Source organism: Dyella sp. GSA-30 (assembly GCF_027924605.1).
Classification (GTDB): Bacteria; Pseudomonadota; Gammaproteobacteria; order Xanthomonadales; family Rhodanobacteraceae; genus GSA-30.
The window spans coordinates 3,649,206-3,672,547 of sequence record NZ_AP027042.1 but is presented as its reverse complement, the minus strand read 5'-3'; the positions used below and the strand labels follow the sequence as shown (position 1 = coordinate 3,672,547).

At 59.8% G+C, this 23,342-nt stretch carries 23 protein-coding genes; 7 read left to right on the top strand and 16 right to left on the bottom strand.

The genetic code is table 11. The features are described 5' to 3' along the window. Positions 1 to 7: 7 nt before the first annotated feature. Together QMG46_RS15770 and QMG46_RS15765 are read right to left on the bottom strand one after the other, a co-directional pair. Positions 8 to 1,261 carry an FAD-dependent oxidoreductase gene (locus tag QMG46_RS15770; RefSeq protein WP_281848788.1) on the bottom strand — a complete coding sequence of 418 codons (1,254 nt, stop codon included), beginning with the start codon at positions 1,259 to 1,261 and terminating at the stop codon, positions 8 to 10. Between the two features lie 14 nt (positions 1,262 to 1,275). Further along, entirely contained in the window at positions 1,276 to 2,844 is a 1,569-nt protein-coding gene (locus tag QMG46_RS15765; RefSeq protein ID WP_281848787.1) for a multicopper oxidase family protein, read from the bottom strand. Positions 2,845 to 2,933: 89 nt separating this feature from the next. Here QMG46_RS15765 and QMG46_RS15760 point away from each other — a divergent pair, with 89 nt between their 5' ends. The 3 genes from QMG46_RS15760 to QMG46_RS15750 all read left to right on the top strand — a co-directional run bounded on the left by QMG46_RS15760 (position 2,934) and on the right by QMG46_RS15750 (position 4,758). After that, on the top strand, positions 2,934 to 3,332 hold the full coding sequence (locus QMG46_RS15760; protein WP_281848786.1) for an ArsR/SmtB family transcription factor: 399 nt from the start codon (positions 2,934 to 2,936) through the stop codon (positions 3,330 to 3,332). Then, entirely contained in the window at positions 3,310 to 3,810 is a 501-nt protein-coding gene (locus QMG46_RS15755) for an SRPBCC family protein (protein WP_281848785.1), read from the top strand. Before QMG46_RS15760 ends, QMG46_RS15755 begins: the two co-directional genes overlap by 23 nt. 63 nt (positions 3,811 to 3,873) lie before the next feature. Then, positions 3,874 to 4,758 (top strand): alpha/beta fold hydrolase, encoded by an 885-nt coding sequence (locus tag QMG46_RS15750; RefSeq protein WP_281848784.1) that lies wholly within the window; start codon positions 3,874 to 3,876, stop codon positions 4,756 to 4,758. Between the two features lie 144 nt (positions 4,759 to 4,902). On the opposite strand, the gene QMG46_RS15745 is transcribed toward QMG46_RS15750, so the two are convergent. Further along, positions 4,903 to 6,123: a PQQ-dependent sugar dehydrogenase gene (locus QMG46_RS15745; RefSeq protein ID WP_281848783.1), complete on the bottom strand. Its 1,221-nt coding sequence runs from the start codon at positions 6,121 to 6,123 to the stop codon at positions 4,903 to 4,905. Between the two features lie 279 nt (positions 6,124 to 6,402). Here QMG46_RS15745 and QMG46_RS15740 point away from each other — a divergent pair, with 279 nt between their 5' ends. The 3 genes from QMG46_RS15740 to QMG46_RS15730 all read left to right on the top strand — a co-directional run bounded on the left by QMG46_RS15740 (position 6,403) and on the right by QMG46_RS15730 (position 10,181). Next, positions 6,403 to 7,254, top strand: a complete 852-nt coding sequence (locus tag QMG46_RS15740; protein WP_281848782.1) for a pentapeptide repeat-containing protein — start codon at positions 6,403 to 6,405, stop codon at positions 7,252 to 7,254. 609 nt (positions 7,255 to 7,863) lie between these two features. Continuing rightward, entirely contained in the window at positions 7,864 to 9,369 is a 1,506-nt protein-coding gene (locus QMG46_RS15735; RefSeq protein ID WP_281848781.1) for a ricin-type beta-trefoil lectin domain protein, read from the top strand. A 143-nt stretch (positions 9,370 to 9,512) separates the two neighbouring features. Continuing rightward, complete coding sequence (locus tag QMG46_RS15730; RefSeq protein WP_281848780.1) at positions 9,513 to 10,181, top strand: hypothetical protein; 669 nt, start codon at positions 9,513 to 9,515, stop codon at positions 10,179 to 10,181. Between the two features lie 201 nt (positions 10,182 to 10,382). Here QMG46_RS15730 and QMG46_RS15725 read toward each other — a convergent pair whose 3' ends face one another. Further along, entirely contained in the window at positions 10,383 to 11,345 is a 963-nt protein-coding gene (locus QMG46_RS15725) for an alpha/beta fold hydrolase (protein ID WP_281848779.1), read from the bottom strand. Positions 11,346 to 11,528: 183 nt separating this feature from the next. Continuing rightward, positions 11,529 to 12,329 carry an SDR family NAD(P)-dependent oxidoreductase gene (locus QMG46_RS15720; protein ID WP_281848778.1) on the bottom strand — a complete coding sequence of 267 codons (801 nt, stop codon included), beginning with the start codon at positions 12,327 to 12,329 and terminating at the stop codon, positions 11,529 to 11,531. Between the two features lie 111 nt (positions 12,330 to 12,440). Between QMG46_RS15720 and QMG46_RS15715 the strand changes: the two genes are divergently transcribed. Then, positions 12,441 to 13,391, top strand: coding sequence for a GlxA family transcriptional regulator (locus QMG46_RS15715; RefSeq protein ID WP_281848777.1), 951 nt, complete (start codon positions 12,441 to 12,443; stop codon positions 13,389 to 13,391). Positions 13,392 to 13,549: 158 nt separating this feature from the next. Here the strand turns inward: QMG46_RS15715 and QMG46_RS15710 are convergent, their stop codons facing one another. The 11 genes from QMG46_RS15710 to QMG46_RS15660 all read right to left on the bottom strand — a co-directional run bounded on the left by QMG46_RS15710 (position 13,550) and on the right by QMG46_RS15660 (position 23,296). After that, positions 13,550 to 14,107: a lipocalin family protein gene (locus tag QMG46_RS15710; protein WP_281848776.1), complete on the bottom strand. Its 558-nt coding sequence runs from the start codon at positions 14,105 to 14,107 to the stop codon at positions 13,550 to 13,552. A gap of 38 nt (positions 14,108 to 14,145) precedes the next feature. After that, the gene (locus QMG46_RS15705) at positions 14,146 to 15,228 is read right to left on the bottom strand and encodes an SAM-dependent methyltransferase (RefSeq protein ID WP_281848775.1); all 1,083 of its coding nucleotides are present in this window, start codon (positions 15,226 to 15,228) and stop codon (positions 14,146 to 14,148) included. Continuing rightward, a complete protein-coding gene (locus QMG46_RS15700; RefSeq protein ID WP_281848774.1) occupies positions 15,225 to 16,007 on the bottom strand; it encodes a DUF1295 domain-containing protein in 783 nt (260 codons plus the stop codon). The genes QMG46_RS15705 and QMG46_RS15700 overlap by 4 nt, the downstream gene beginning before the upstream one ends. Then, positions 16,004 to 16,558, bottom strand: coding sequence for a DUF2878 domain-containing protein (locus QMG46_RS15695; RefSeq protein WP_281848773.1), 555 nt, complete (start codon positions 16,556 to 16,558; stop codon positions 16,004 to 16,006). Before QMG46_RS15695 ends, QMG46_RS15700 begins: the two co-directional genes overlap by 4 nt. Continuing rightward, a complete protein-coding gene (locus tag QMG46_RS15690; protein ID WP_281848772.1) occupies positions 16,555 to 17,841 on the bottom strand; it encodes an SAM-dependent methyltransferase in 1,287 nt (428 codons plus the stop codon). Before QMG46_RS15690 ends, QMG46_RS15695 begins: the two co-directional genes overlap by 4 nt. 16 nt (positions 17,842 to 17,857) lie before the next feature. Further along, a complete protein-coding gene (locus tag QMG46_RS15685; protein WP_281848771.1) occupies positions 17,858 to 18,634 on the bottom strand; it encodes a DUF1365 domain-containing protein in 777 nt (258 codons plus the stop codon). Beyond that, positions 18,631 to 19,929 (bottom strand): NAD(P)/FAD-dependent oxidoreductase, encoded by a 1,299-nt coding sequence (locus tag QMG46_RS15680; RefSeq protein ID WP_281848770.1) that lies wholly within the window; start codon positions 19,927 to 19,929, stop codon positions 18,631 to 18,633. Before QMG46_RS15680 ends, QMG46_RS15685 begins: the two co-directional genes overlap by 4 nt. Positions 19,930 to 19,932: 3 nt before the next feature. Continuing rightward, complete coding sequence (locus QMG46_RS15675) at positions 19,933 to 20,916, bottom strand: acyl-CoA desaturase (protein WP_281848769.1); 984 nt, start codon at positions 20,914 to 20,916, stop codon at positions 19,933 to 19,935. Between the two features lie 78 nt (positions 20,917 to 20,994). After that, positions 20,995 to 21,774: an anti-sigma factor gene (locus QMG46_RS15670; protein ID WP_281848768.1), complete on the bottom strand. Its 780-nt coding sequence runs from the start codon at positions 21,772 to 21,774 to the stop codon at positions 20,995 to 20,997. Continuing rightward, entirely contained in the window at positions 21,771 to 22,331 is a 561-nt protein-coding gene (locus tag QMG46_RS15665; protein ID WP_281848767.1) for a sigma-70 family RNA polymerase sigma factor, read from the bottom strand. The genes QMG46_RS15670 and QMG46_RS15665 overlap by 4 nt, the downstream gene beginning before the upstream one ends. Positions 22,332 to 22,501: 170 nt before the next feature. Next, positions 22,502 to 23,296 (bottom strand): SDR family NAD(P)-dependent oxidoreductase, encoded by a 795-nt coding sequence (locus QMG46_RS15660; protein ID WP_281848766.1) that lies wholly within the window; start codon positions 23,294 to 23,296, stop codon positions 22,502 to 22,504. Between the last annotated feature and the right edge of the window lie 46 nt (positions 23,297 to 23,342).

The window sequence follows — 23,342 nt, the reverse complement described above, 5'->3', positions numbered from 1 at the left end:
CGGAACGTCAATGATCCTCCCCGTGGAACAGTCGATGCTCGACCCAGGGCAATCTCCCGGAGAGTCGCAGTAAAGTGCGAAATATCATGCGGCCTAAGCGATGCCCCGAGCCCGCGCGTTGCGCGTTACCAAGTGATTTCAATACGGCGGGATTTGCATAGCTGCGCATGCGCTCTTCGTAACGAGCGACCTCATCCTTCAGTGATGCTTCGCCACGAATCACCGCCGACAGGCATTGCACCAGGTTAGCCGCATCACGCAAGGCTGTATTTGCACCAATGCCGGCCATAGGCGTCATGTTGTGAATGGCATCGCCGAGCAAAGTGACTGAAGATGCGGGCCAGGGTTCGAGGTGCGGCATACTTTTCAGCGGAATAACCGATAGCGAACCAGGCTCGGCGTCCCGTATGAGGGTACGTACCTGATCGGACCAGCCTACCGTACGCTTCAGCACCATTTCCTGTAATGCCGCGTCATTCATTGCATCAAGATGGGCCGGCAGTGCGCGTGCATTTGCCACGTATGCCCAGACGACATAATCGCGGGCGTTACTTGGTGGCTCGTCGCTCGAAGCGTCCTTCGGCGTGAGCCACGCGGAAAAGAACAGCCAGTCAGGCGAGGAGGGCACGAGCATATTAGGTGCTCCGTCCACCAGCGTTGCCGGCAATGTGTCGTTGCGTTCCGGCGAGAGCACGTAGCGCCCGGCGATAGCGGTGACGCCCACGCTCATCCGCTCGATATGGGGGAGATACTGCTGGCGCACGCGCGAGTTGCTGCCATCGGCACCGACGAGGAGATCACCGGTCTCCGAGCTACCGTCTGAAAAATACGCGGTGACCCGGCCATCTGCACCGACTGCATATCGTTGAAACGTCTTGTTCCATTGCACATCGGGCAAATCGGAGAGCAGCAAGCGGTTGAGCAATGCTCGCCCGATGCCGCGGCGCTGGGATAGGGTGTGACCACCCATTCCGTCGGGTGCCCGTTCGCTTGTGGACGCCAGGAAACGAAGGCGTCGATCAAAAAAACGTGCGACCGTACCCGCGTAACTCGCTGCGCGATCGAGCTCGGAAAAAATCGCCTTCGGCAGGCAAGCCTTGAGAGCTGTCATGCCGTGATGGTCCAGATGGATGCCGTAGCCTCTGACCTGCGCCTGCGCAGAAGCGGCGCGTTCGAACACGACCGCCTCGACGCCTGAACGTCGAAGACCCTGGGCGAGGCACAGGCCGCCGATGCCCGCACCGATGATGATGACCCGCATAAATGTTTCCTCGATTAAACCGGGTTCTGAGCCGCGGGGCGGATGTCGAAGCGCGCCATCATGTCGTGGTCCTCGTGCTCCAGGTTGTGGCAATGAAGCAGGTAGCGCCCCGGATAAGCATCGAAACGCACCGCTACCCGAACGTCGTCTCCTTCAACCAGACGCACGGTGTCTTTCCAGCCGCGTTCATGTGGCGCAGGTGGTTCACCGTTGCGAGTAAGGATCTGGAACTGGACCGCGTGAATATGGGCCGGATGGACCGACGTAGGGAACATCGTCCTGGCATAGATGAATCGCCACACTTCCACGTCGCCCAGTACGGGATCGGCGTCGACTCGTTCGGGATCGAACCGCTGACCATTGATGGACCAATAGATAGGCGGCACCCGCAACACAAACTCGGGTCTGGCACCGAAGACAAAGCTGCGCTCGCGAGCGCCCTTGGGCGGCGTCAACGGCGCGATGGCAGTCAGTTTCGCCGGCACGGCGGAGTCGTCCGTTCCGGTGGCCTCAGTCACCTCGAAACGCAGAATGTCACCAAGCGTACCGAGTGCTTCCCGATTGTGCAGCATCACCTGTTGCCCGGCCGGATAACGTGAGAAATCGATCACTACGTCGGCGCGCTCCGCCATAGCAAGCGGCAGTGTGTCGAGGGATAACGGTTGCTCCACCAGGCCGCCATCGGTGGCGATAAGTGTCATCGAGCCTTCGCTGAGTGCCAGCGTCAGGGTGGTAGCGTTACAGGCATTGAGCAGGCGGAAGCGATAGCGCCGCCGTTCGACGCGGAACACGGGCCACGGTGCGCCATTGACCAGCACCGTGTCGCCGCTCGCGCCGCGCTTGCCATGGTCGGCATAGACCAGTTGCCCCGCATCGTCGAATTGCCTGGTGCAAATCATCAATGGGACATCGAACGCTCCGGCGGGCAACTGCAGTGCGGACGCTTCCTCGTCATCGATCAGGTAAAAGCCCGCCAGACCCATGTAGACGTTTTTGCCGGTGCCACCCATCGCGTGGTCGTGATACCAGAGCGTCGCTGCACGTTGATCGTTCGGATAGGTATAGGTGGCGCTGCTGGCGAAATCCTGCAGCTTCTTCAGGCTGTCCGGATTGCTGGTGCCGCAAATAGGGAAATCAGCCGCCGAAAAGCCACGGGGGATGACAAAGTCATTAGGGAATCCGTCCGAATCGGCTGGCGTGCGCCCGCCATGCAAATGCACGACCGTTGGGGTGCTCAAGTGGTTGGTGTGATGCACATGCGCCGGAACGCCACGCCGGGCACGGATGGTAGGCCCGGGAAACAAACCGTTATAGCCCCATATCCGGGTCGCTTGACCTGGAAAGAGATGGGCCACGTCCTCGCGTTGCTCCAGCGCGTAATGGACGCCGGTCTCGTCGACTCGGAACGGTTCCAGCACGGGTGGAATGGGGAGTGGGGTCGAAAACCGGACAGGTAGCTTGGATGGACTGTGCACTCCGAAGCCCGCCAGCCGCGCGAGCGGGGCAGCCGTGAGCAGCAGGCCACCGGTCAGGCCGAGCTTCAAGAATCGGCGACGGGAAGCATTTCCGAAGGAGGGGTCCATGAGCATCAAAAATAAAGTGAGTGCTCACTCTAATTTCTTACCAGTGATAGCGTCAAGTTTTCGAGCGCGGGGCCCTTGAAGTCATCCGCTTGCAAATCACCCAGACGCGCCGTACAGTGAACCACATGGTTCACTATCAAGCCCGCCTCGACGCCACGTTCGCTGCGCTCTCCGATGTCACCCGACGCGGCGTACTGGAGCAGCTTGGAGATTCAGACGCCTCGATCACCGACCTCGCCCAACGGTTTCACATGACCCTCACGGGCATGAAGAAGCACATCAACGTTTTGGAGCAGGCAGGGCTCGTGGCTACGGAAAAGGTTGGGCGCGTACGAACCTGCAAGCTAGGACAGCGCCGGTTGGAAGAAGAGGCCGCCTGGATCGAACAGCACCGCCAGCTCTGGAGCGCGCGCTTCGATGCGCTGGACAAACTTGTCGAACACTTGAAAAGCAAGGAGAAGGCAGATGACCAACGTAAAAGAAGGTAGCCCCGCCGCCATGAACCGCACCGCCGTGAAACGCAAATCCGATTACGAACTCGTCGTAACGCGAACGTTCGATGCCTCAGCGCACATCGTCTTCGAGGCGTGGAGCAACCCCGATTTGTTCAAGCTCTGGTGGGTGCCGAAGTCCGCGGGCATGTCGCTGGTCTCGTGCGACATGGATGTTCGTGCCGGAGGTACGTATCGTCTTGTGTTCAGTCATCCGGCCTTCGATCAGCCGATGGCGTTCTTCGGTACGTATAAAGAAGTAACGCCGAACAAGCGCCTCGTATGGACGAACGAGGAAAGCGATCAAGGCGCCGTGACTACGGTAACGTTCGAAGAACAGGCCGGCAAAACGCTGGTCACGCTGCACGAACTCTACCCCACGACAGCAGCCCTCGAAGAAGCTCTTGCCGGTTCGGCGGAAGGCCTGCCCGAACAGTTCGCGCAGCTGGACGAGTTGCTCGCTGATAGATCGTGACCACACCGCAGCCACCGGCGGATCGCCGCTGCACTGACTCATTCGGCAGCACGTGAGGACGATATGCTCAGACGTGATTTCCTGAAGACTGTCATGGCGACCGCCGTGCTGACTGCGATCCTTCCCGTTCAAGCCAAGAAGACGCTCGCCGTATCCAACGAGCATTTTGCCGACGTCAACGGCCAGCATCTCTTTTACAGCGTGCATGGCGCCGGCAAGCCGCTCATTCTTCTCCACGGCGGCATCGACCCAGGCAGCTTCGGGAGCAATCTGGCCAAACTGGCCAAGGGACGGCAGGTGATCGCCGTCCATCTCCAGGCCCATGGGCGCACGCCAGACACTGACAGGCCTCTGCGCAGTGAAACGATGGGCGATGACATAGCCGCGCTGATCGGCCATCTGAACCTCCAGAAAGCCGACGTCATGGGCTATTCGCTTGGCGGTAGCGTCGCACTGCAGACCGCTATCCGCCATCCGGGCGTGGTCGACAGGCTGGTGCTCGTATCTGCGGCAATGAAGCAGGACGGCTTTTATCCAGAGGCAGTGGCCGCCTTCAAACAGTTGGAGGCCAACGCTGCCACGATCGGCCCCGGCGTCAAGGCATCGCCATTAGGGCAGGCCTATCCCGATGTCGATTGGACCAACCTCTTCAGGAAGGTCGGCGACATGACCAAACGCCCCTTCGACTGGAGCGCCGATGTCGCCAAGCTTCAGGCACGCACACTGCTGATCTTTGCCGACGCTGACGCCATCCGGCCCGAGCACATGATCGAGTTCTGGAAGGCATTGGGCGGCGGCCAGCGCGATGCCGGGATCGATGGCTCCCTGCGTCCGGCAAACGAGCTCGCCATCTTGCCGAACACTACGCACTACACGCTCGCCGTCGACCCGATGCTGCCGGATATCGTCGAACGTTTCCTCGGAGCGGCATTGAAGAAGGCAGGTTAGGGGTGCGAAGCGCTCACTGAGCTATCAGCGTTTGCGCGTGCCCTTCGATGTCCAAGGAAAAGCGGCGAGGAAAAACGAGACACCCATGTTCCATAGAATCGTGGGTGTCCCGCTTGAGTTTCAGAGCCCTAGGGTAGGGCCGGATTATTTCGGCGTGAGGTGGAACAAGCCACCGGGGGCATTGTCTTCCAATAGCCAAAGCGAACCATCCGGCGCTTCTTCGATATCGCGGACACGTTTGCCGACACTCCAACGCTGGGCCGCGGTGGCGCCGCCCTTGCCGTCAAAGGTGACACGAATGATTCCCTCGCTGACAAGGCCACTGAGCAAGGCGCTGCCTTTCCAATGCGGGAACAGGCTGCCCTTGTAGAACATGAGATTACCCGGCGCGATCACCGGTACCCAATAGATCACAGGCTTGACGAGATCGGGCCGCGTATCGGGGCTGGGAATCGGAACGCCGTTGTAGTTCATGCCATACGAAACCAGCGGCCAACCGTAGTTCTTGCCACGCTCGATCAGGTTCAGTTCGTCGCCGCCGCGAGGACCGTGCTCAAGCTCCCACAGTCGGCCGTCAGGACCAAAGGCAAGGCCGTAAGGCGTGCGGTGACCGACGGACCAGGTTTCGGCCGGCGTAAGGTTGGGGCCGGGGAACGTATAGGTGCTGACGACGGGCGCCGTTTTCGCGGCCTCCGTATCTTTCGCCGGATCGATCAACGGAATGGTACGAGCACCGACTTTTCCCGCCCACGGATTGCCCGGCGCGGGTTTGCCATCCAAGGTCAGCCGCAGAATCTTGCCCACCGGTTGATCGGGGTCCTGCGCGGGCGTGAAGCGCTGACGATCGCCCACGGTAAGAAAGAGGTACTTGCCGTCTGGCGAAAAGGCGATCTGCGCGCCGGCCTGGCCGCCTTTGCCCGTGGGCATCTGGCGCCATAGCACCTCGAAGCCGTCCAATCGCGGCTGATCGCCATCCAGCACGAGTCGACCCCGGCCCATGACCAGGCCGCCGCCATAGTCACCGGGTGCGACATAGGTGAGGTACACACTGTGGTCACGGGCGTAATGGGGTGAAAGGAAGACGCCCAGCATGCCGTTCTGACCTTCGACGTAGCTCGCCGGCACACCCTTGATCTCGGTCTTGGCGCCCTGCGGGGTCACCAGATCCAAGCGACCGACCTTCTCGGTTACCAGCATGCGGCCATCGGGCAGGAACGCGATGCGCCAAGGCAGATCGAAGCTGGCTACTTTCGTCATGTTGAAAGGAAGGTCGGGATCGGATTTCTGATCGCCTGCGTTGGTTTGTGCGTGGGCGGCGCTTATCAGCAGAGTCCCAAGCAAGAACCCGTTGACCAACTTCTTCATTTGCGTGTTTCCTTACGTCCGAGTGACCCTGAATATCCTAATGTCTTGAACGCCATTTGGGTGTGATGGCTCCTCTCAATCCTGGTGAGAAATTCGTGGAAATTTGGGGCGCCCATGAATCGGCTCGCAGCCGGTGCACTTTCGCCAGGTTATCCAGACAGGCATCCGAGACGCCCGTGGACGGACAAGGCATAGATCGTGGATGTTCCGATACTGCCGCTCATCAGATAGTTGATGTCAAAAACTGTTGTCAATCACCGATCGTCAAGGGGAGGGGTTATGGCAAAGCTAGATTCCGCGGGTGCTACCGATCTCACTAATCGCCATGCGAAATACCGTAGGCGTAAATATCAACCTGGACGCCTAGATAAATTAGAACGCTGGACTAAGATCATCGGCATCGTCGCCACCGTCTTTGGCTTCCTTTGGACCACTTGGACATATTCCATTGAGTCCAAGGTGCGAAGCTTCGAGCAACGACAGAAGGCGTGGTCCATTATCAACGAACATGTTCGTCAAGTTCGATGTGACGGGCAGGGCGAAACTGAGGTTCCCAAGTACCATACAAACTCTGGACAGATTGACGCAGTCGAGTTTCTCGTGAGTCAACATGCCTCGTTAAATGGAATTGGGATGCCTTGTTCGGAGTTCGGCGGTCTTCGAGCAGCAGGTGCTGTCATCGACAATGGTCACTTTTGGATGTCTAACTTCACTCTCGCCACGCTCGATGATACAGAGCTCTTTCAAATTGATCTGGATCGGAGCACGTTAGACGGCGCGACATTTCGAGGCGCAAATCTTGGAGAGGCCAAGCTGCATGGAATCTATGCAAAGTGGACAGACTTTTCGAAGGCGAAACTGTCTAAGGCGAAAATTCCTGGGTCTGATCTATCTGACGCCAACTTCAAGGGCGCGATTCTCATCAGCGCTAACTTAAGGCGATCGCGAGTAACTGATGCAGATTTCACCGGGGCTGATCTTGCTGATGCGGATGTCGAGGGGGTGTGCTATGTACCCCGAAAGGCAAACGAACAGCACGGGGATGGCCAGCCGGTCGGCTGGCCTACATCATTAAAAAAGCCTGTGGTGTGCCCAAGCGATTGGTCAGTTCAAATCAATGATTCAGAATGAGCTTTAAGATAAGCCGAAAGATAGGCTATGGGAGAGATGCCGGCCAGGATCGACGCGGGCCCTAATTGAAGGAAGTCTGGGACATCCACTATCTCGATCACTCAACATTGCTAACCGCACCAGCAGCGACCCATGCACTGGCGTTGGATAGTGGGTTTTCAAACTGGCGCTTTATATCGCTTGCGCAGCACTATGGCTTTAAAACAGAGCAGTACTTGCGCGTGTTCAGTCAGCGCGACGGGTGTCGCCGGAGCGAACAATGCAGCGGTGTCTGTTAGTGGGTGCCCAAAATGGGTGCCTATTTTTCTCGCACGCGACATTTGGTACGGAGGTAATTAAATCTTCTTAGCTCCCCGTCTTCTTAAGAGGTCTTCACGCCGCGTGGACGGTAGATGACGTTCCAATAATCCGCATCACGGCCTGTTCGATGCTGATCCAGAACCCATGGCCGTGGTGCCTAAGCTGCGTTCGTTGTGATCTCCACTTGTCGCCTCTCGCCATGGCAGCGCCATGGGCGGCCGCCACGAGTGCCACCAGATCCATGCCAGGGGAAATATCCATACATACCCCTTGCTGTGGAGGATGAAATAACTAAGTCAGGGAGGGGCCATGGAAAGCATTACTCATATTGCCCGCATCGCATCACGATTAGCCGCGATCCTAGGTGTGCTGCTTGCAGTGCCAGCAGTAGCTCAAACGACTTTTGTACCACCCTTGAAAGTTGCACAGCCCACACCTTCAACGCGGGTTGATCAGCTTTATTATTTGCAGCCGCACAATACCTACATGCATGGCAAGGACTTCAGTGGATGGCTCAATGCGGGCTATCGCGCTGTCGAAATCGACGTGATTGATCGAGGCAATTGGGAAAACGAGGCTGCCGGCCCGTTTGTAGCCCACGACTTGAATCCCATGAAAGCCAATTGCGGGAACGCCCAGCAAACCCGCTTGAAGGATTGCCTGGATGTAATTCTTGCATGGAAGGCAAGCCATCCTGGTGATACGACGCCGCTGCTTGTTTTTGTGGACATGAAGGCCAGCTGGGATCCAGCCAGCGCCTGGAAGAGCGACGAGGTCGGCATGCTGGATGAGTACATCGGCAAGGCGATTCCAGCGGCCAATCGCTACACCTATGCCGAACTTATGAGTTACATCAACAGCGCGCCTGGCGCTTCGCCTCGCCTGAAACTGAAAAGTCGCGGCTTTCCAGCCATCAGCGCGCTCGGCAACAAAGTCATCGTACTGCTGACGGGTGGGCACATTGGATCCGTCAACCAGAACATGAACGGTGGGCGTAAGTGGCTTTCGGATCACGGCAAGAGCCAGAACACGTTTTTCTGTCCGGATGTCGATGCCGGTGACCCTGGAGAGATTACGGCCCAGATCGACGGGATGAGTGCCGCCGACTCCGGTTATTTTTTCTGCGCCAATGTGAAGGCTGGCGACCACGATGAGCAGGTGCTCAATCGGTCGGCTGAATATCGCCAGCTGTTACATCTATGGGATCATTCCGGCGATTTCACCAATACGGACTATGCCTACGCCTATATCGGCGTCGCGCATGGCGTTGGCGCATTGGGCATGGACTTAAGCGAGAGCCTGTCCAGCACGACTTACTACCGGCCTGACTGGATCAACAGCATTCCGTTTGTAGGTGTTCGGCGCAGCCTGCCTGGCTACTTCATGATGCCCACCGTGACCAGCCAGCAAAGGGGCTGTGTCGACGTGGAGGGCGGTTCGTATGGGAACGGCAAATCCATCGTCCAGTGGACTTGTGGCAACGGCGCCAATAATCAGCAGTTTGTGTATACCGCCGAAGGGCAGCTAAGGCCAAAGGGCAACAATAAATATTGCCTGGACATCAAGGGCGGCACTGCGGGGCAGAACAAGGAGATGAATCTGTGGGACTGCGATGGGGGAAGGTCGGAAAAATGGTACATCACCCCCGATGGCCTGATGGCAAGCCGCGACCAGGACCGGAAATTTTGCATGGACGTGTATGGAAACTCGCCCGCCAATGGCACCCGCATGAAGCTGTGGACATGCGACAAGAATGACACTGCCCAGAAACTCGTTTTCCGGCAGGTACCCGACTGGTATCCCACCAGCTTCTGAAAGGCACAACAGGGAGCCCCTGACGAAGCGATGCTTGCTTCGTCAGGGGCTCAGTCAGGCATCACCTGAGATTTGACTAAAGGCGAGTTACGAAGAGTTGATCGAGGCATTCCAGGTTTTTTCATGACGCCAGGAGGTTAATTGTGAAAACGTTCTTCGTCCGAGCACTGAGTGTCCTTGTGTTTGCAACATCGATGACTGCCGTAACCGGCGCATATGCTCAAACGACCTATGCCCAGTACATCCAGCTATGGAAAACGAACTGGGCGGCGTACGAGGCTGAAGAGGCTATTCCTTTATCGCAACGCGGTGTTGTCGTGCAATCCGTGGACCTTCGCATCGTCATCAATCGCCCCATCGATAAGGTATATGCCATCTATGCCAACGTTTACACGGCGACCGGTCTTCATCCTTATTTGAGTGGAATCATTCCTATAAACCATCACCAGCATGGCAATGTCGAAACGTTTGACTTTGTGGCACTCGAAAATATTCCGATGCCCGATGGCACGATTTATAACGGGCAAACGATTTCGCGGCAGCGATTCCACAGCGACGAGTTCTACTACGATGCGGACACCTACGACGCGCCCGGCGTCATCACGCACCAGCACATCGTTTTTACGGCTATCGGGCAGGGACAGACCCAGGTGATAGAGCACCTGACCTTCGAGGCGCCAGCGCAGTATATCGATGAAGAAGTGCAAGGCGGCGCGTACGCGCATCAACTCGTACAGCAGGGACTCAAGGCAGAGATCGAAGCAGGCGAGCTTGACGCGACCTCGTTCGATCCATGGCTTGAGGGTAAATAGTGGAACCGAAGGATGCAGAAGATTGTTGCGATACGCGTTGGCAGTCATCGCGGTGGAGTAGGGCACGCAAACCCTACCCATCGCGCCCTCAGCCTTGCTGAAGGGCAATTGCTTTAGGGGTCCGGATAAACCGGAGATGCTGGGCACTCAACATCGCGACTACTGAACTGCTCGCCTGGTTGGACGAGGCCGTTCAATGTGTCACTGGTTATTGAGAAACGATGTTGCGTTCTGCAGAAACAGGTCAGGGTACTGATACAAAGATCCGTGCGCAGAATCTGCGAACACAATCAGCGTCGCGTTGGCCAGATGCTGGGCGAGGTTGAATGAGTTGACGGTGTAAAACACCAGGTCATCACTGCCGCCAACGACGAGTACCGGCTGGCGAATAGCCTTCAAGTAGTCAAACGGATGTGCATCGGGCGCTCCCCATTCAACGATGGCGGCTGCTTGGGCAGGCGCGACTTTGTCACTGACGTCTCGGTCGCGGTTCACCGACCTGGCGCGAACGCGCGCCAGGAAGGCACGACCAGCTACCTGACTCTTCTCGCTGTTGGTAAAGAACACATCGACCAGCAGCTCGTCAGGCACCGCCCGCTTCTTGGCCAGCTTGGCCTGAAACTCGGGAGTCAGCGTTGCCATACCGATGCCGCCGCGCGGGCCGGATCCGACCAGGATCAGTCGACGCACAAGGTCAGGCCGCTCTACCGCGATCTCCTGGGCTACAAAGCTGCCCATCGACAATCCAAAAAGGTCCGCCTTTTTAACGCCAAGGGCATCGAGAAAATCGATGCCGACCTTGGCGGTGTCTTCGATCGTTGTGCGGACCTGTCCGGTCGAGCCTGCGACTCCCGCGTTATCGAACAGGATGACTTCGCGTTGCGCGGCGAGGCCGTCGATGATCTTCGGATCCCAGTTGTCGAGGTTGCCCGCGAAATGTTGGAAGAAGACCAGGGGCTCGCCACCCGGATGGCCGAAACGACGGTAGGCAATTCGGGCACCGTCAACATCGACGTACAGCGTTGGCGCACTTTGGTGCGTGTATGTAGAAGGCGGGGCGGAGACCGGAACGGGAGCAGCGGCCGTCATGACAGACCAGGCCGGAGTAATCAGCGCGATGGCTAGAACGCCCCGCGCTCTAAGAGAAATGGGATGCGAATTCATAAGTGCTCCAGATGCGCGTGCGCGCATGCCGATCACGTACGTGGGGAACGGGTCGGCGTGAAGGGCGTGGGCAAAAAGTTGCGGGGCATGGCAGCCGGCTGGGTCAACTCAACTGCCATGCGTGATTGGAAGATGGTGTGCCTGCAGCGCGTCGACCTTAATCGCGCCTCAGGCATTGGCGGATCAAGCGATGCCGTAACGCGGGGCAGGGGATTTCTTCGAGAGATTCGGGAACATGGCCACACGAGCATCCTCGTAGGCTTTCCAGTCTGCGACGTTCGGCAGCGACGGCACCGTCACCACTTCACCCAGGTCGAGGCCGGCAAGAGCGGCGTCGACGAGATTCTCTGTGGTCATGACGATCTCCGGTGGGAAGTTCTCGACAGGTGAGCCAGCCAGGTCCCAAAACGGAGTTGCAGTGGCACCCGGGGCGACCACCTGAACGGTGATGCCCTTGTCCTTTAGTTCGTGATGCAACGATTGGGTGTACGCTTGCACGTAGGCCTTTGTTGCACCATATATGCCGTTCAGCAGTTCTGGATACATGCCAACGATGCTTCCGATGTTGATGATAGTGCCCTTCTTGCGAGCGGCAAACGCCGGGATCACCGCTTGAGTCAAACGCGTCAGGCTGACCACATTGAGCGTGACCATCGCATCCATCTTGTCGACGGGCGAGTCGAGCAGTGGTGTCACGGCGCCGAGGCCTGCACTGTTGACCAGTAGCGTAATGCTGGCGTCGGCACGAAGAATATTCTCGACACGAGCCAAATCGGTGAAGTCGTTCAAATCGGCGGCGACAACTTCAACGCTGCGGCCAGTCTCTTTGGTGATGCGCGATGCGACGGCATCGAGCTTGGTTTTGTTGCGAGCGACCAGAATCAGGTCGTAGCCGCGGCGAGCCAGACGATCGGCGTAGACTGAGCCAATGCCCGTCGAGGCTCCCGTGACTAGCGCTGTTCCGCCATGTGTTTTCGTAGTCATAACTAACTTCCTCATTCCGACCCGATGCCGGCGTTGAAGAGAGGTTAGGAGGCCCTCATCAAGGGGACAACGACGCAGAACCACCCTTTTGGGCCATGCCGGAGCAGTGCCATGCAATGTATTGGAATCGTTCTCTATCCAGGTTTTCAGCTCCTCGATCTGTCGCCGTCGACGGTGTTCGAGTTCGCCAATCTGTGCTTGCCCGAGCCTCGGTATAGGATTCGAATGCTCTCTGAGAACGGTGGACCGGTACTCTCGTCTGCTGGATTTTCGCTGGATTCGGAGCCGTTCGATGACGAGCCAATCGACACGGTACTTGTGCCAGGCGATAACCGTGGTACTAGCCAGTCGTCCGGACTCATCACTTTCCTGCAGCGCGCCGCGGAGGCTTCGCGACGCGTTGCAAGTGCTTGCACTGGAGCATTTGTCCTTGGGCAGGCCGGGCTTCTCGACGGGCGGCGGGTGACTACGCATTGGACATACTCGTTAAAGCTCCAGAATCTCTATCCGGCGTCCAAAATGGAGCAAGACCGCATCTTCATCGTCGATGGCCCCATCTGGACATCGGCTGGCGGCACCGCGGCTCTGGATTTGGCGTTAGCCATGGTGGAGCGCGACTGCGGCGCAGACATTGCACTGGCGGTATCGAAGAAGCTAGTTATCTATCACCGCCGGGGCGGCGGTCAGCCACAGTTTTCGGCGTTGCTCGAGATGGAACCAAAATCGGATCGTATCCAGACCGCACTGACATGGGCGCGTGATAACTTGCAAGCCGATTTGTCGGTCGAGCAACTCGCCCAGGTGGCAAGTCTGAGCACCCGGCAGTTCAGTCGTGCGTTCCGCGAGGAAACGGGTGAGTCGCCGGCACGTGCTGTTGAACGGCTCCGCCTTGAAGCAGCGAAGCTGATGATGGAGGAAGGGCGACATCCCATCGAGACGATCGCCAACCAGACCGGCTTTGGCGATCGTGAGCGAATGCGGCGTGCCTTCTTGCGAGCATACGGAAGATCACCTCAAGCGATGCGGCGCGATACTCGCAATCAGACAGAGGCTTCCATTTAAGAGCTTTGTCCAAATACCTAGCGTGCTCGATCAGTGCTGGCTACCGAGTGCAAGCGTGACGCTCGCAATGTAAAACCTCGGGCAATATCGCTCCCTGGCAAGCAGACCATGGCTGAAACGGCGACAACGAGGCCGAGCATCCGTGTGGGATGGGGATCTTACATTTCCGGGTGTTGAGCATCAGGCCGCTGCTGCGGAACCTTGCGCACGTCCTGAAGCGAATAACCCAGCTGCACGACGCGCACCATCAACGCGTCGTAGTCAGCTTGGGAAATCGTCGGTGTGCGCGCCATGACCCAGGTGTAATCCCGGGCGTCTCGAGCGACGATGGTCTGGCTGTAGTCCTCTTTCAAGTACGCCACGATGTATTGCGCCTTGACCGGCCAGAACACCTGTACACCCCATACCGCATTGCCGCTGCCCGCTTTGACGAAGGCCGTGGAATGGATGGCCTTCACCGGGCCCTCGTACGAACCGTTGTTGAAGCGAAACGCGGTATAGATATTGCCATCCGGTTGCGCTTTATAGGTTTCGACTGCGTTATAGGCATTCTTTTCGAAACGAGTGGGGATGGTCGCAATGACATACCAGTCGCCCATGAAGCGGGGGAGGTCGACATGCTCGACAGGCTTGATCGGCGGCAGGCTGCCGGCATGAACGCAGGCGCAGACGAGAACGATGCCGCAGGCCAGCAACATTTTTTTCGGCAAGTTCATAGGATGGCTCCGAAATGATGGGGTGCCGTCGTGAGCGGTCACGGCCGCGCAAACAGGTAGTGCGCTACCAGCCATTCCTGGCCATGGGCGTAACCGAACAACTCCGCACAGGACATCCAGAACATGCGCCAGCGCTGGAACCATAGCGCCGCAGCCTTGTGTCCGTAGGCCGCGGTGAGAACGGCCATCACCTGATCCTTGTGCCGGTCCTGATTGGCCAGCCAGTGATTGGCGCTGCGCTGGTAATGCGTGCCGTCGACAAGCCAGCGATGCTCGATCTTCAAATCCCGTTGGAACCACAACAGGGTGTCGGCTGCCGGCATCAAGCCGCCGGTAAAGAAGTGCCGTCCCATCCAGTCGTCCTTCCCGGTGGTCTCGAACGGATACATAAGGGCTTTGTGCGCGAAGATGTGCACGAACAGCTTGCCGCCTGGACGCAGCCAGCGGGCGATACGGCCCAACAGGATGTCGTAGTTGCGCATATGCTCGAACATCTCGATCGAGACGCAGCGATCGAACCGCTCCGCGTCGAGCTCGAGCCTGTTGACGTCCTGGGTGATCACGCTCACGTTGGACAGCCCAAGCTGACGACATTGCACCTCGATATGCTGGCGTTGCTGGTTCGAATTTGAAACGGCGACGATCTTCGCGCTCGGATAGCGCTCGGCCATCCACAGCGTAAGCGAGCCCCATCCGCAGCCGAGCTCCAGGATGGTCTGGCCATCGGCCAGTTCGGCACGTTCGCCATAAAGGGCAAGCATGGCCTCTTCGGCCTGATCCAATGATTCGTCGCCGCGCGGGTAGTAGCAACCGGAGTACTTCAGGCGTTTGCCAAGACAAAGCTCGAAGAAAGCTGGTGGCAGTTCGTAATGCTGGGCGTTGGCGACGTCGGTGTGAATCGCCACCGCGCTATGCCGTAGCATGTCGATGCGTTCGGCAAAGCGCGCCGCTTGCGCTTCCAAGCCATCGGCGCTTTCCTCGCGCAGGCGCTGTGCGCACAGGTGGCGAATGCCTTGCCGCAATAAGGCATCGGGCAGGAGGCCTCGCTCGGCCAGACCGAGCAGTCCAGCGGCAGGGCCATCCTGTGACCGTTCGTCGAAAGCCGTGACGGCAGTATTCATGAGGCGCTCCTTTTCGGAAACCAGGGAATCAGCATGGAGGTGCTCTGTTGATAGGCGCGATAGTCGTCGCCGCGGCTGCGCAGCGCCTGCTTCTCGGTGTATGGAATACCGCTGACCCAGCGCAGGAAGACGTACATCGTCAGCGGTCCAGCCCAGGCCAGCCATGCGATCGGAGAGCCGACGGCCAGGCAGACATAAGCGAACCAGTGAATCCATTCGAAGAAATAATTCGGATGACGCGAGTAGCGCCATAGGCCATCCCGGCAGGTCCGGCCGCGATGCGTACGATCCGCACGGAATCGCGCCAGTTGCCGATCGGCGATCGATTCGCCCATCACGCTCACCAGCCAGATCGCCAACCCAGCCAGCAGCCAAGGACCGAACCCATGCGGGTTGCGTGCTACCGCCAGGAACGGCAACGAGAACAGCACGATCAGCAGCGCCTGGAACTGGAAGAACAGAAAAAACTTAAGCTGGCTTCCTTGCCAGTGCGCTCGCAGATTCTGATAGCGGCCATCCTCAGGCTCGCCACGGACCCGCTTCCACAGATGCATGGCGAGTCGCATACCCCAGAGGCCGCCAAGCACGGCGACGGCTACGCGTGGCCATGGCGCGCCGTCACCAAACGCGGCGAACAACACCGCGCTACCACCCAGGCCGCCGGCCCATAGCGCATCGACGATGCCGGCATTGGCGTGTGCGCGTTGCCACAGCCAGCCCAGGCTCATCATCACGGCGGCAAGCAGCCACAGCAGCGCCAGCTGAATCCATGGGTTCATGATGTTTTTCCGCGCAAAGCGATCGATGTCGGCGTCGCATCGTTCGACCAGCGGCCGGCTAGCCACGCCAATATCGGCGTCGCCAGCGCCCAGCCGATGCCGAGCCACAACAGCGCGCGCCACGGGGGATCGGCAAAGCGCACCACCTGCCAGCCGCGCGACGCTCCCAGATAGGCCAACGGACCACCGATGGCGCCGAGCAGGGCGGCGACATGAAGACGTCCCTGCAGCCAGCGCAGCGATTGAGTGAAGGTCAACGCGAACGTGGCCCACAGCGCCAGTATCCATGCCGGGGCCCACGCGGCCGACGGCCACGCTGCGGCATAGTTCGCCAACCCCGTGCGAATCAGTCCGCCATCGACCAGCAACCCCAGCGCCACGGCCGCCGCCATCAATGACAAATCGGCTTTATAGTGACGCGCAGCCGTCAGCTGGCACGCGGCATAGAGCAGCATGCCGACGACTCCCGGCCACGCCAGCCCATGGCCGGCGCCGATAACGGCGGCGAACCAGACCAACTGATAGCCGATGAGGCTGGCCCAGAATCTCATGCAGGCATCCTTCTGGCCGGATCGAGCGTCGGTAGCAACGTCGCGTCGCGATATCCGGGCTTGGCCAGCAGCAAGTGCGACACGCCGATCGAGCGCTCACGAAAGCCGCCCTCGCAGTAGGCGAGGTAAAACTCCCACATGCGAATGAAACGTTCGTCGAAACCTTGTGCACGCACCTGCGGCAGGCGCGCCATGAAGCGTTCGCGCCAGGCTTTCAAGGTCAGCGCGTATGAGTGGCCGAAATCTTCCAGCTGGACCAGGGCCAAGTCGCTGCTGCGGGTTTTTGCCGCCATGAGCGAATGAATCGATGGAATGAAGCTGCCGGGAAACACATGGCGCTTGATGAAGTCGACCGAACCCAGCGCCTGTGCGTAGCGGTGATCCTCGATGGTGATCGCCTGCAGCAACGCCAGGCCGTCGGGCTTCAGCAAGCGGCCAACCTTCTCGAAATAGACATCCAGATACGCCGCGCCGATCGCCTCGACCATCTCGATCGAGACCAGCTTGTCGTACTGGCCTTGCAGGTCGCGGTAATCCTCAAGCAGCAGGCTGATGCGATCGCCCAGGCCGGCCGCCGCCACGCGTTCACTGGCCAGCGCGTGCTGTTCGCGCGAAATCGTGGTGGTGGTGACATGACACCCGTAGTGCTGCGCGGCATACAAGGCAAAGCCTCCCCAGCCGGTGCCGATTTCGATCACCCGGTCGGTCGGTTTGAGGTCCAGCTTCTGGCAGATGCGTTCGAGCTTGCGCGTGGAAGCGGTATCGAGCGTGTCCGATGCCTCTGCCCAGATCGCGGACGAGTACATCAAGTCCTGCGACAGGAACAGCCGGAAGAAATCATTGCCCAGGTCGTAGTGCGCGGCGATATTGCGGCGACTGCCATCGCGCGTATTGCGGCGTAGCGCGTGCCAACCGCGCATCGCCATGCCGCCAAGGCGCGCCAGGCCGCTTTCCATGCCGTCGAGCATGTCGCGGTTACGGACCAGCAACTGCACCAGACCAACCAGATTGTCGCAACGCCACAGATCATCCATATAAGCTTCACCGGCGCCGACGCTGCCGTTGCTCGCGACAGCACGGTAGAAGGCTGGATCCAGCACATCCAGGTGAACTTGCAGGTCGGCTGTGGCGTCGCCGAATTGAAGTTGCTCGCCATCGCCAGTCAGCAGCAATCTTCCGTGCCGCAGCTGGCTCAATTGGTGAAGCAGTTGCCGGCGCAGAAAGCGATCGACGCTGCCGATCTCCGGGCCTTCATGGTCGGCAGTCCTGGCGATGTCGTTCATGGAAAACCTCGAGATATCAGGAAAGGGCGGGGTGATCGTGGACAGGGTTGCGCTTGAGCCATAGCCGCAGCGCTTGCCAGTGAATGGCGCCGACGACCTGTGCCGTCATGAGCGGGTAGCGCCAAAGCACGCGGGCGAGCGATGCGCCGTTCAAGGGTTTGCGTTGCAGGACGAGGGTGGCGTCAAACTCGCGCTCACCATCGCGCAGCACGTCCATGTGCACGCGCAGGTGGTCGTTCGGCACGGTAAAGCTCCAGTCGTACTGGCGCGCCATCGGCATGAATGGCGACACATGAAAGGTCTTGGGAAAGGCCCAGTGCAGCGCCGCCCCCCGCGCTTGTGCGGTCTCGATGGGCAGCACATAGGCGTGACGCTCTTTCCAGGGCGTGTTGGTGATCTCCGCCACGATACAGACCAGGGTCACCCCATCGTCGGCGTAGCAGTAGTAGAAGCTGACGGGGTTGAACACCAGTCCGCCATAACGCAGATGCGTCAATAGACGAATCGGCCCTACTGGACGATGGCCGGTGGCTAGCTCGACGCGTTGGCGCACGGCCTCGGCCAATGGCAGCTCGGCCGGGCCGAGATAGTCCTTGCGCCGAAACTGCGCGAGATTGCTGCGTTCGTTCGACCACAACCAGCGGTGCGTGAACACCTGATCGACTTCGTCCAGGTCCAGGTAGAGCTGGGCCATCCGGTATTCAAAAGCATGAGGGCGCGGCGCCAGTCGGCGATGGCGCACCACGCCTTCGTACACGGCGCTTGCCAGCGGGCTGCACGCTTGGGCATTCATGCGGGAACCCTCTTTGCACGTGATTCGGCAACCGGGGGAGGCGCCGCGTCTGGCGACCATCTCACGCCCAGCGTCGCCGCGACCTCGACGGCGCTGCGCATGCCGTCCTCATGAAAACCCCAGCCCCAGTAAGCACCAGCGAACCATGTGCGGCGACGGCCTTGGATCTCGGGTTTGCGCGCCTGGGCCAGTACGGCCGCGTGGTTGTAGACCGGATGGTGATACTGCATGCGGGCAAGGATCTTGTCTGGATCGATCGCGGCGCTGCGATTGAGCGTCACCACAAAAGGCTCCGGCGACTCGATGCCCTGCAGCAGGTTCATGCAGTAGCTGACCGTGCATGCCTCGTTGGCGTCGCGCGGCAACCACGCGTTCCATGCCGCCCACGCCTTGCGTCGCTTCGGCAGCACGCTGGCATCGGTATGCAGCACAGTGTCGTTGGCCTGATACGGCATCGCGGCGAGAATGGCTGCCTCGCGTTCATCGGCGTCAACGAGCAAGGCCAATGCCTGATCGCTGTGGCAAGCCAGTACGACGTGGTCGAAATGTTCGACGCCGGCGGGGCTGGTAATCTCGACACCCGTGGCGAGCCGGCGAATCGAGCGAACGGCGCACTGCAGGCGTTCGCGCACCGACCAACGCTCGCGCAGTGCGTGCACATAGCTGGACGAGCCACCGCTCACCACGCGCCACTGCGGACGGTCGTTGATCTGCAGCATCTGGTGGTTGGCCATGAACTGCACCAGATAACGCGCCGGAAAACCGAGGATTTGCGTGGCCGGTGACGACCATAGCGCCGACGCCATCGGCACCAGGTGCTCGTCGCGAAAAGCGGCGCCGTAGCCGTGTTCCAGGAGATAGTCGCCCAGGGTAGGGCCTTCTCCGGGCAGGTCGAGCAGAGCGGTAGCCTCGCGATAGAACCGCATCAAATCGCGCACCATGCCGATGAAACGCGGCGAGCACAGATTGCGTCGCTGGCAGAACAGCGTATCGAGCGTGGTCGCGTTGTATTCGAGCCCGCTGGCTTCGCTATGCACCGAAAAACTCATGGTGGTGGGTTTTGATGCCACGCCGAGTTGATCAAACATGCGAGTGAGCAGCGGATAATGGCTCGGGTTGTGCACGATGAAACCGCTGTCGATTCGATAGCGGCGACCTTGCTGGGCCACGTCATGAGTATGCGTGTGGCCGCCGAGGTAGTTGCCGGCCTCGAATAACGTGACGTCATGCTGGGATGACAGCAGCCAGGACGATGCCAGCCCCGAGATACCCGACCCTATTACAGCGATGCGCATGGCTCAGTTCCGTGCCCGGGTCAGTACCCAGGCAGGTACCGGCTTCAACCCGCGCACCAGGCCTAGCGCCGACATCAGCTTCAATCCGTACCAGGTGACATCCACCTCCCACCAGCGAAAACCCTGTCGGCTGGAGCCGGGGAAGAAGTGGTGGTTGTTGTGCCAGCCTTCGCCGAATGTGAGCAGCGCCAACCAGAGGTTGTTGCGGCTATCGTCCTTCGTGTCGAAGCGGCGCTTGCCGAAGCGATGCGCCAACGAGTTGATCGTCACGGTGGCATGGAAGAGCAGGGTGGTGGAGACAAAAAAGCCCCAGATCAGCAACTGCCCGCCGCTGGTGCCCAGCGATGGCGCGATGTGATGCAAAAGCACCCCGAGCACATACAGAATGACCGCCAACACCACCGGAATGGCGATGTCGTAGCGATCGAGCCAGCACAGCTCCGGGTATGCCGCCAGGTCTGGCACGCGCGACAAGTCGGTGCGAAAGTTGCGCGGCGTCAGAAACCAGCCGACATGACTCCACAGAAAGCCGTGAACGTTCGGCGAGTGCGGATCGGCCGTCGTATCGGTCACGCGATGATGGTGACGATGATGCGCCGCCCACCACAGCGGCCCACGCTGTACGCAGGCCGCGCCGATCAGCGCAAACACGAACTGCACCTTGCGCGAGGTCTGGAACGTACGATGCGAGAAATAGCGGTGATAGAACGCAGTCAGCGCGAACATGCGCACGACATACAGCGAACCGGCCACGAGCAGAGCGAAGGGCGAAACCCCCACCCAGATCACACCCAGGCAGGCCAGATGCATTGCTACGAAGGGTGCGGCGCGCAGCCAGTCGATGCGATCCTCGCGACTGTCGTCCACCTCGACCGTCACGCCGGTATCGAACCAGCGACGTATCGTGCGAATCAGCCAGGAGCGGCGTTCAGCCGACGGCTCTATCCCGACGGGAGGCGATATCAGGGGCGATCTGGAACGTGTCATGGGGCCGTACCTGTCTGCGTGTCATAGACAGATACGGACCTGATGGCAGTGCGGATGCACGGCCCGGAATGGGATCGATCAAACCCGCGTGTGATCCGCCTGGCCGTTGCCGGTTGCGGCGACCTTGCCGCCAGCGCTGGGCGCGGCTCCGATCGCACCCTTGCCGATCACCGCACCGGTGGGTTGACCTGTTGGCGAGCCACCGATCGGCTCAACGGACACGGCAAGGATGGCCGTTGGGCCCAGTTGGGCCAGCAGCGTCGGATCGAGTGCCAGCGTCGTGGGCTTGTCGCGCTCGATCATGCCTACCGAGATGGGCTTGCCACCCGCTGGGATCAGCCAAAGCTCGGGCGCACGCCCTTGCTCGAAGGCCACTGGCGTCGCGGGCACCACCACCATGCGGGCGTGCTGCAGATCCATCGTGGCGGTCCAACCGGTGGAGCCGTTGTCCTGCTGGATGGTTGACGCCATATAGCCGGCGTTGACCACGGCAGGGGGCGGCGCAAATCGTGGCAAGGAGACCACGACGAGCAATGCCACGGCCACCGCACTGGCGCCGATGCCGAGCCAGCGCCACCACTGCAGATTGTCCCACAGGCCCTTGCGTGGCGTGATCGGCGCCGGCGTCTCCAGTTGCAGTGCGTCGTGAATTCGCGCCCACACATAAGCGGGCGGTGCAACGTCACCGATCGTGTCGGCCAGAGGCATCAGGCGACGCTGCCACAAGGCTACCGCGGTCGCAGCCTCGCCCGAATCCAGAACCTCACGTGCCACGTCAGCGCGCGCATCGGCGTCGAGCACGCCAAGCACGTACTCGGCGTAACGCAGGTTGTTGCCGTCTTCGAGGGGCGTATTCATTGATCCAGGCACGTGCGGAGTTGCATCAGGCTGCGGCGGATCCAGCTTTTCATGGTTCCCAGCGGCACCTTGCAGCGCGCCGCCAATTCGTTATACGTAGCTCCGGTGAAAAAGGCTTCACGCACCGAATTCTGCTGCTGCGGCTCCAGCTCATCCAGACACCGTTGCAGCCGCTGATATTCCTGGCTGGTTTCCGCGCCGGCCGCCGGCGTGGGCTGCTCGTCGACAGCCTCGTCCAGTTTCGACGGGTCATCCAGCAACTCCTCCCGAGACTGGCGCAGCCGGTCGATCGCCTTGTTACGTGACAGCGTGACCAGCCAGGTGATCGCGCTGGCCTTCGCCGAGTCGAAGCTGGCGGCACGACGCCACACCGTGGTGAAGGTTTCCTGCAAGACCTCTTCAGCTTCGCCACGGTCGTGCAACATGCGCAGGCACACACCGAAGAGTTTGGACGAGGTGCGCTTGTAGAGCTCGGCAAACGCCTTCTGATCGCTGCGGCCGACCTGCTGCAACAGCTTGTTCAGCTCATCACGATCAGCGGGACTGGTGACACTCATGGGCAACCTATCCAGTAGTCGTGAGCCATTTTGCGGACGCTTCCGTCGGTTTCACCTGGCGAAGATAGCAGGGAAGACAGGTTTCGACATGCCAGGTGCCTCAGTCCAAAGTGTACGCAGCGAATGCCTGGTGGGGCGCTCTGGCCATATTGCAGACCCCTTTTTACGCCCTATGCAATTGTCCGAACGACGCCGCCGTCGACACGCAAGGAAGTACCTGTTGTCGCCGATGCCTGCTCCGAGCAGACATAGACGACCAGATTGGCGACTTCTTCGGTTGTCGCGAAGCGATTGAGGAGCGTGGTCGGGCGATGCGTTTTCAGGAACTGCTGCTCGGCTTCCTCACGTGTAATGCCTTGCGCATCGGCGTTCGCCTGTGCCCAACCACCCATGATCTCCGAATTCGTCGGACCAGGGAGAACCGAATTAACGGTGACGCCCGTTCCGCCGACCACCTCAGCCAAGCCCCTCGCAATGGCGAGCTGAGCGGTCTTGGTCGTGGCGTAGTCGATCATGTCCGCAGGGATGGCAAGCGCGGACTCGCTGCTGATGAAGACGACGCGCCCCCAGCCGCGCTTCGTCATGTTCGGCACATAGTGGCGGGAGGCGCGAATGCCGCTCATGACGTTAAGTTCGAAGAGATCGATCCACTCGCTGTCCTCAATATCGAAGAAGGACTTCGGACGGCCAGTACCCACATTGTTGACGAGAATGTCCGCATCCGGCACCTGAGCGAACAATTCCGCTGCGCCTTCCGGCGTCGCAAGATCTGCGATGACGCCGGTAAATTCCGTCTTTGGCAAGAGTTCGCGAAGCTCCCGAAGCGCCGCGGAGACGCGCTTCTCTGTGCGGCCGTTGATCACCACCGCGGCGCCGGCGCGCCCCAACCCCTCTGCAATGGCTCGGCCAATACCCGCCGTTGATCCGGTAACGACGGCCTTGCGGCCAGTGAGATCGATATGCATGACACCAGTCCTTCACATGTGGAGAAAACTGGATTGTGGGTGATGT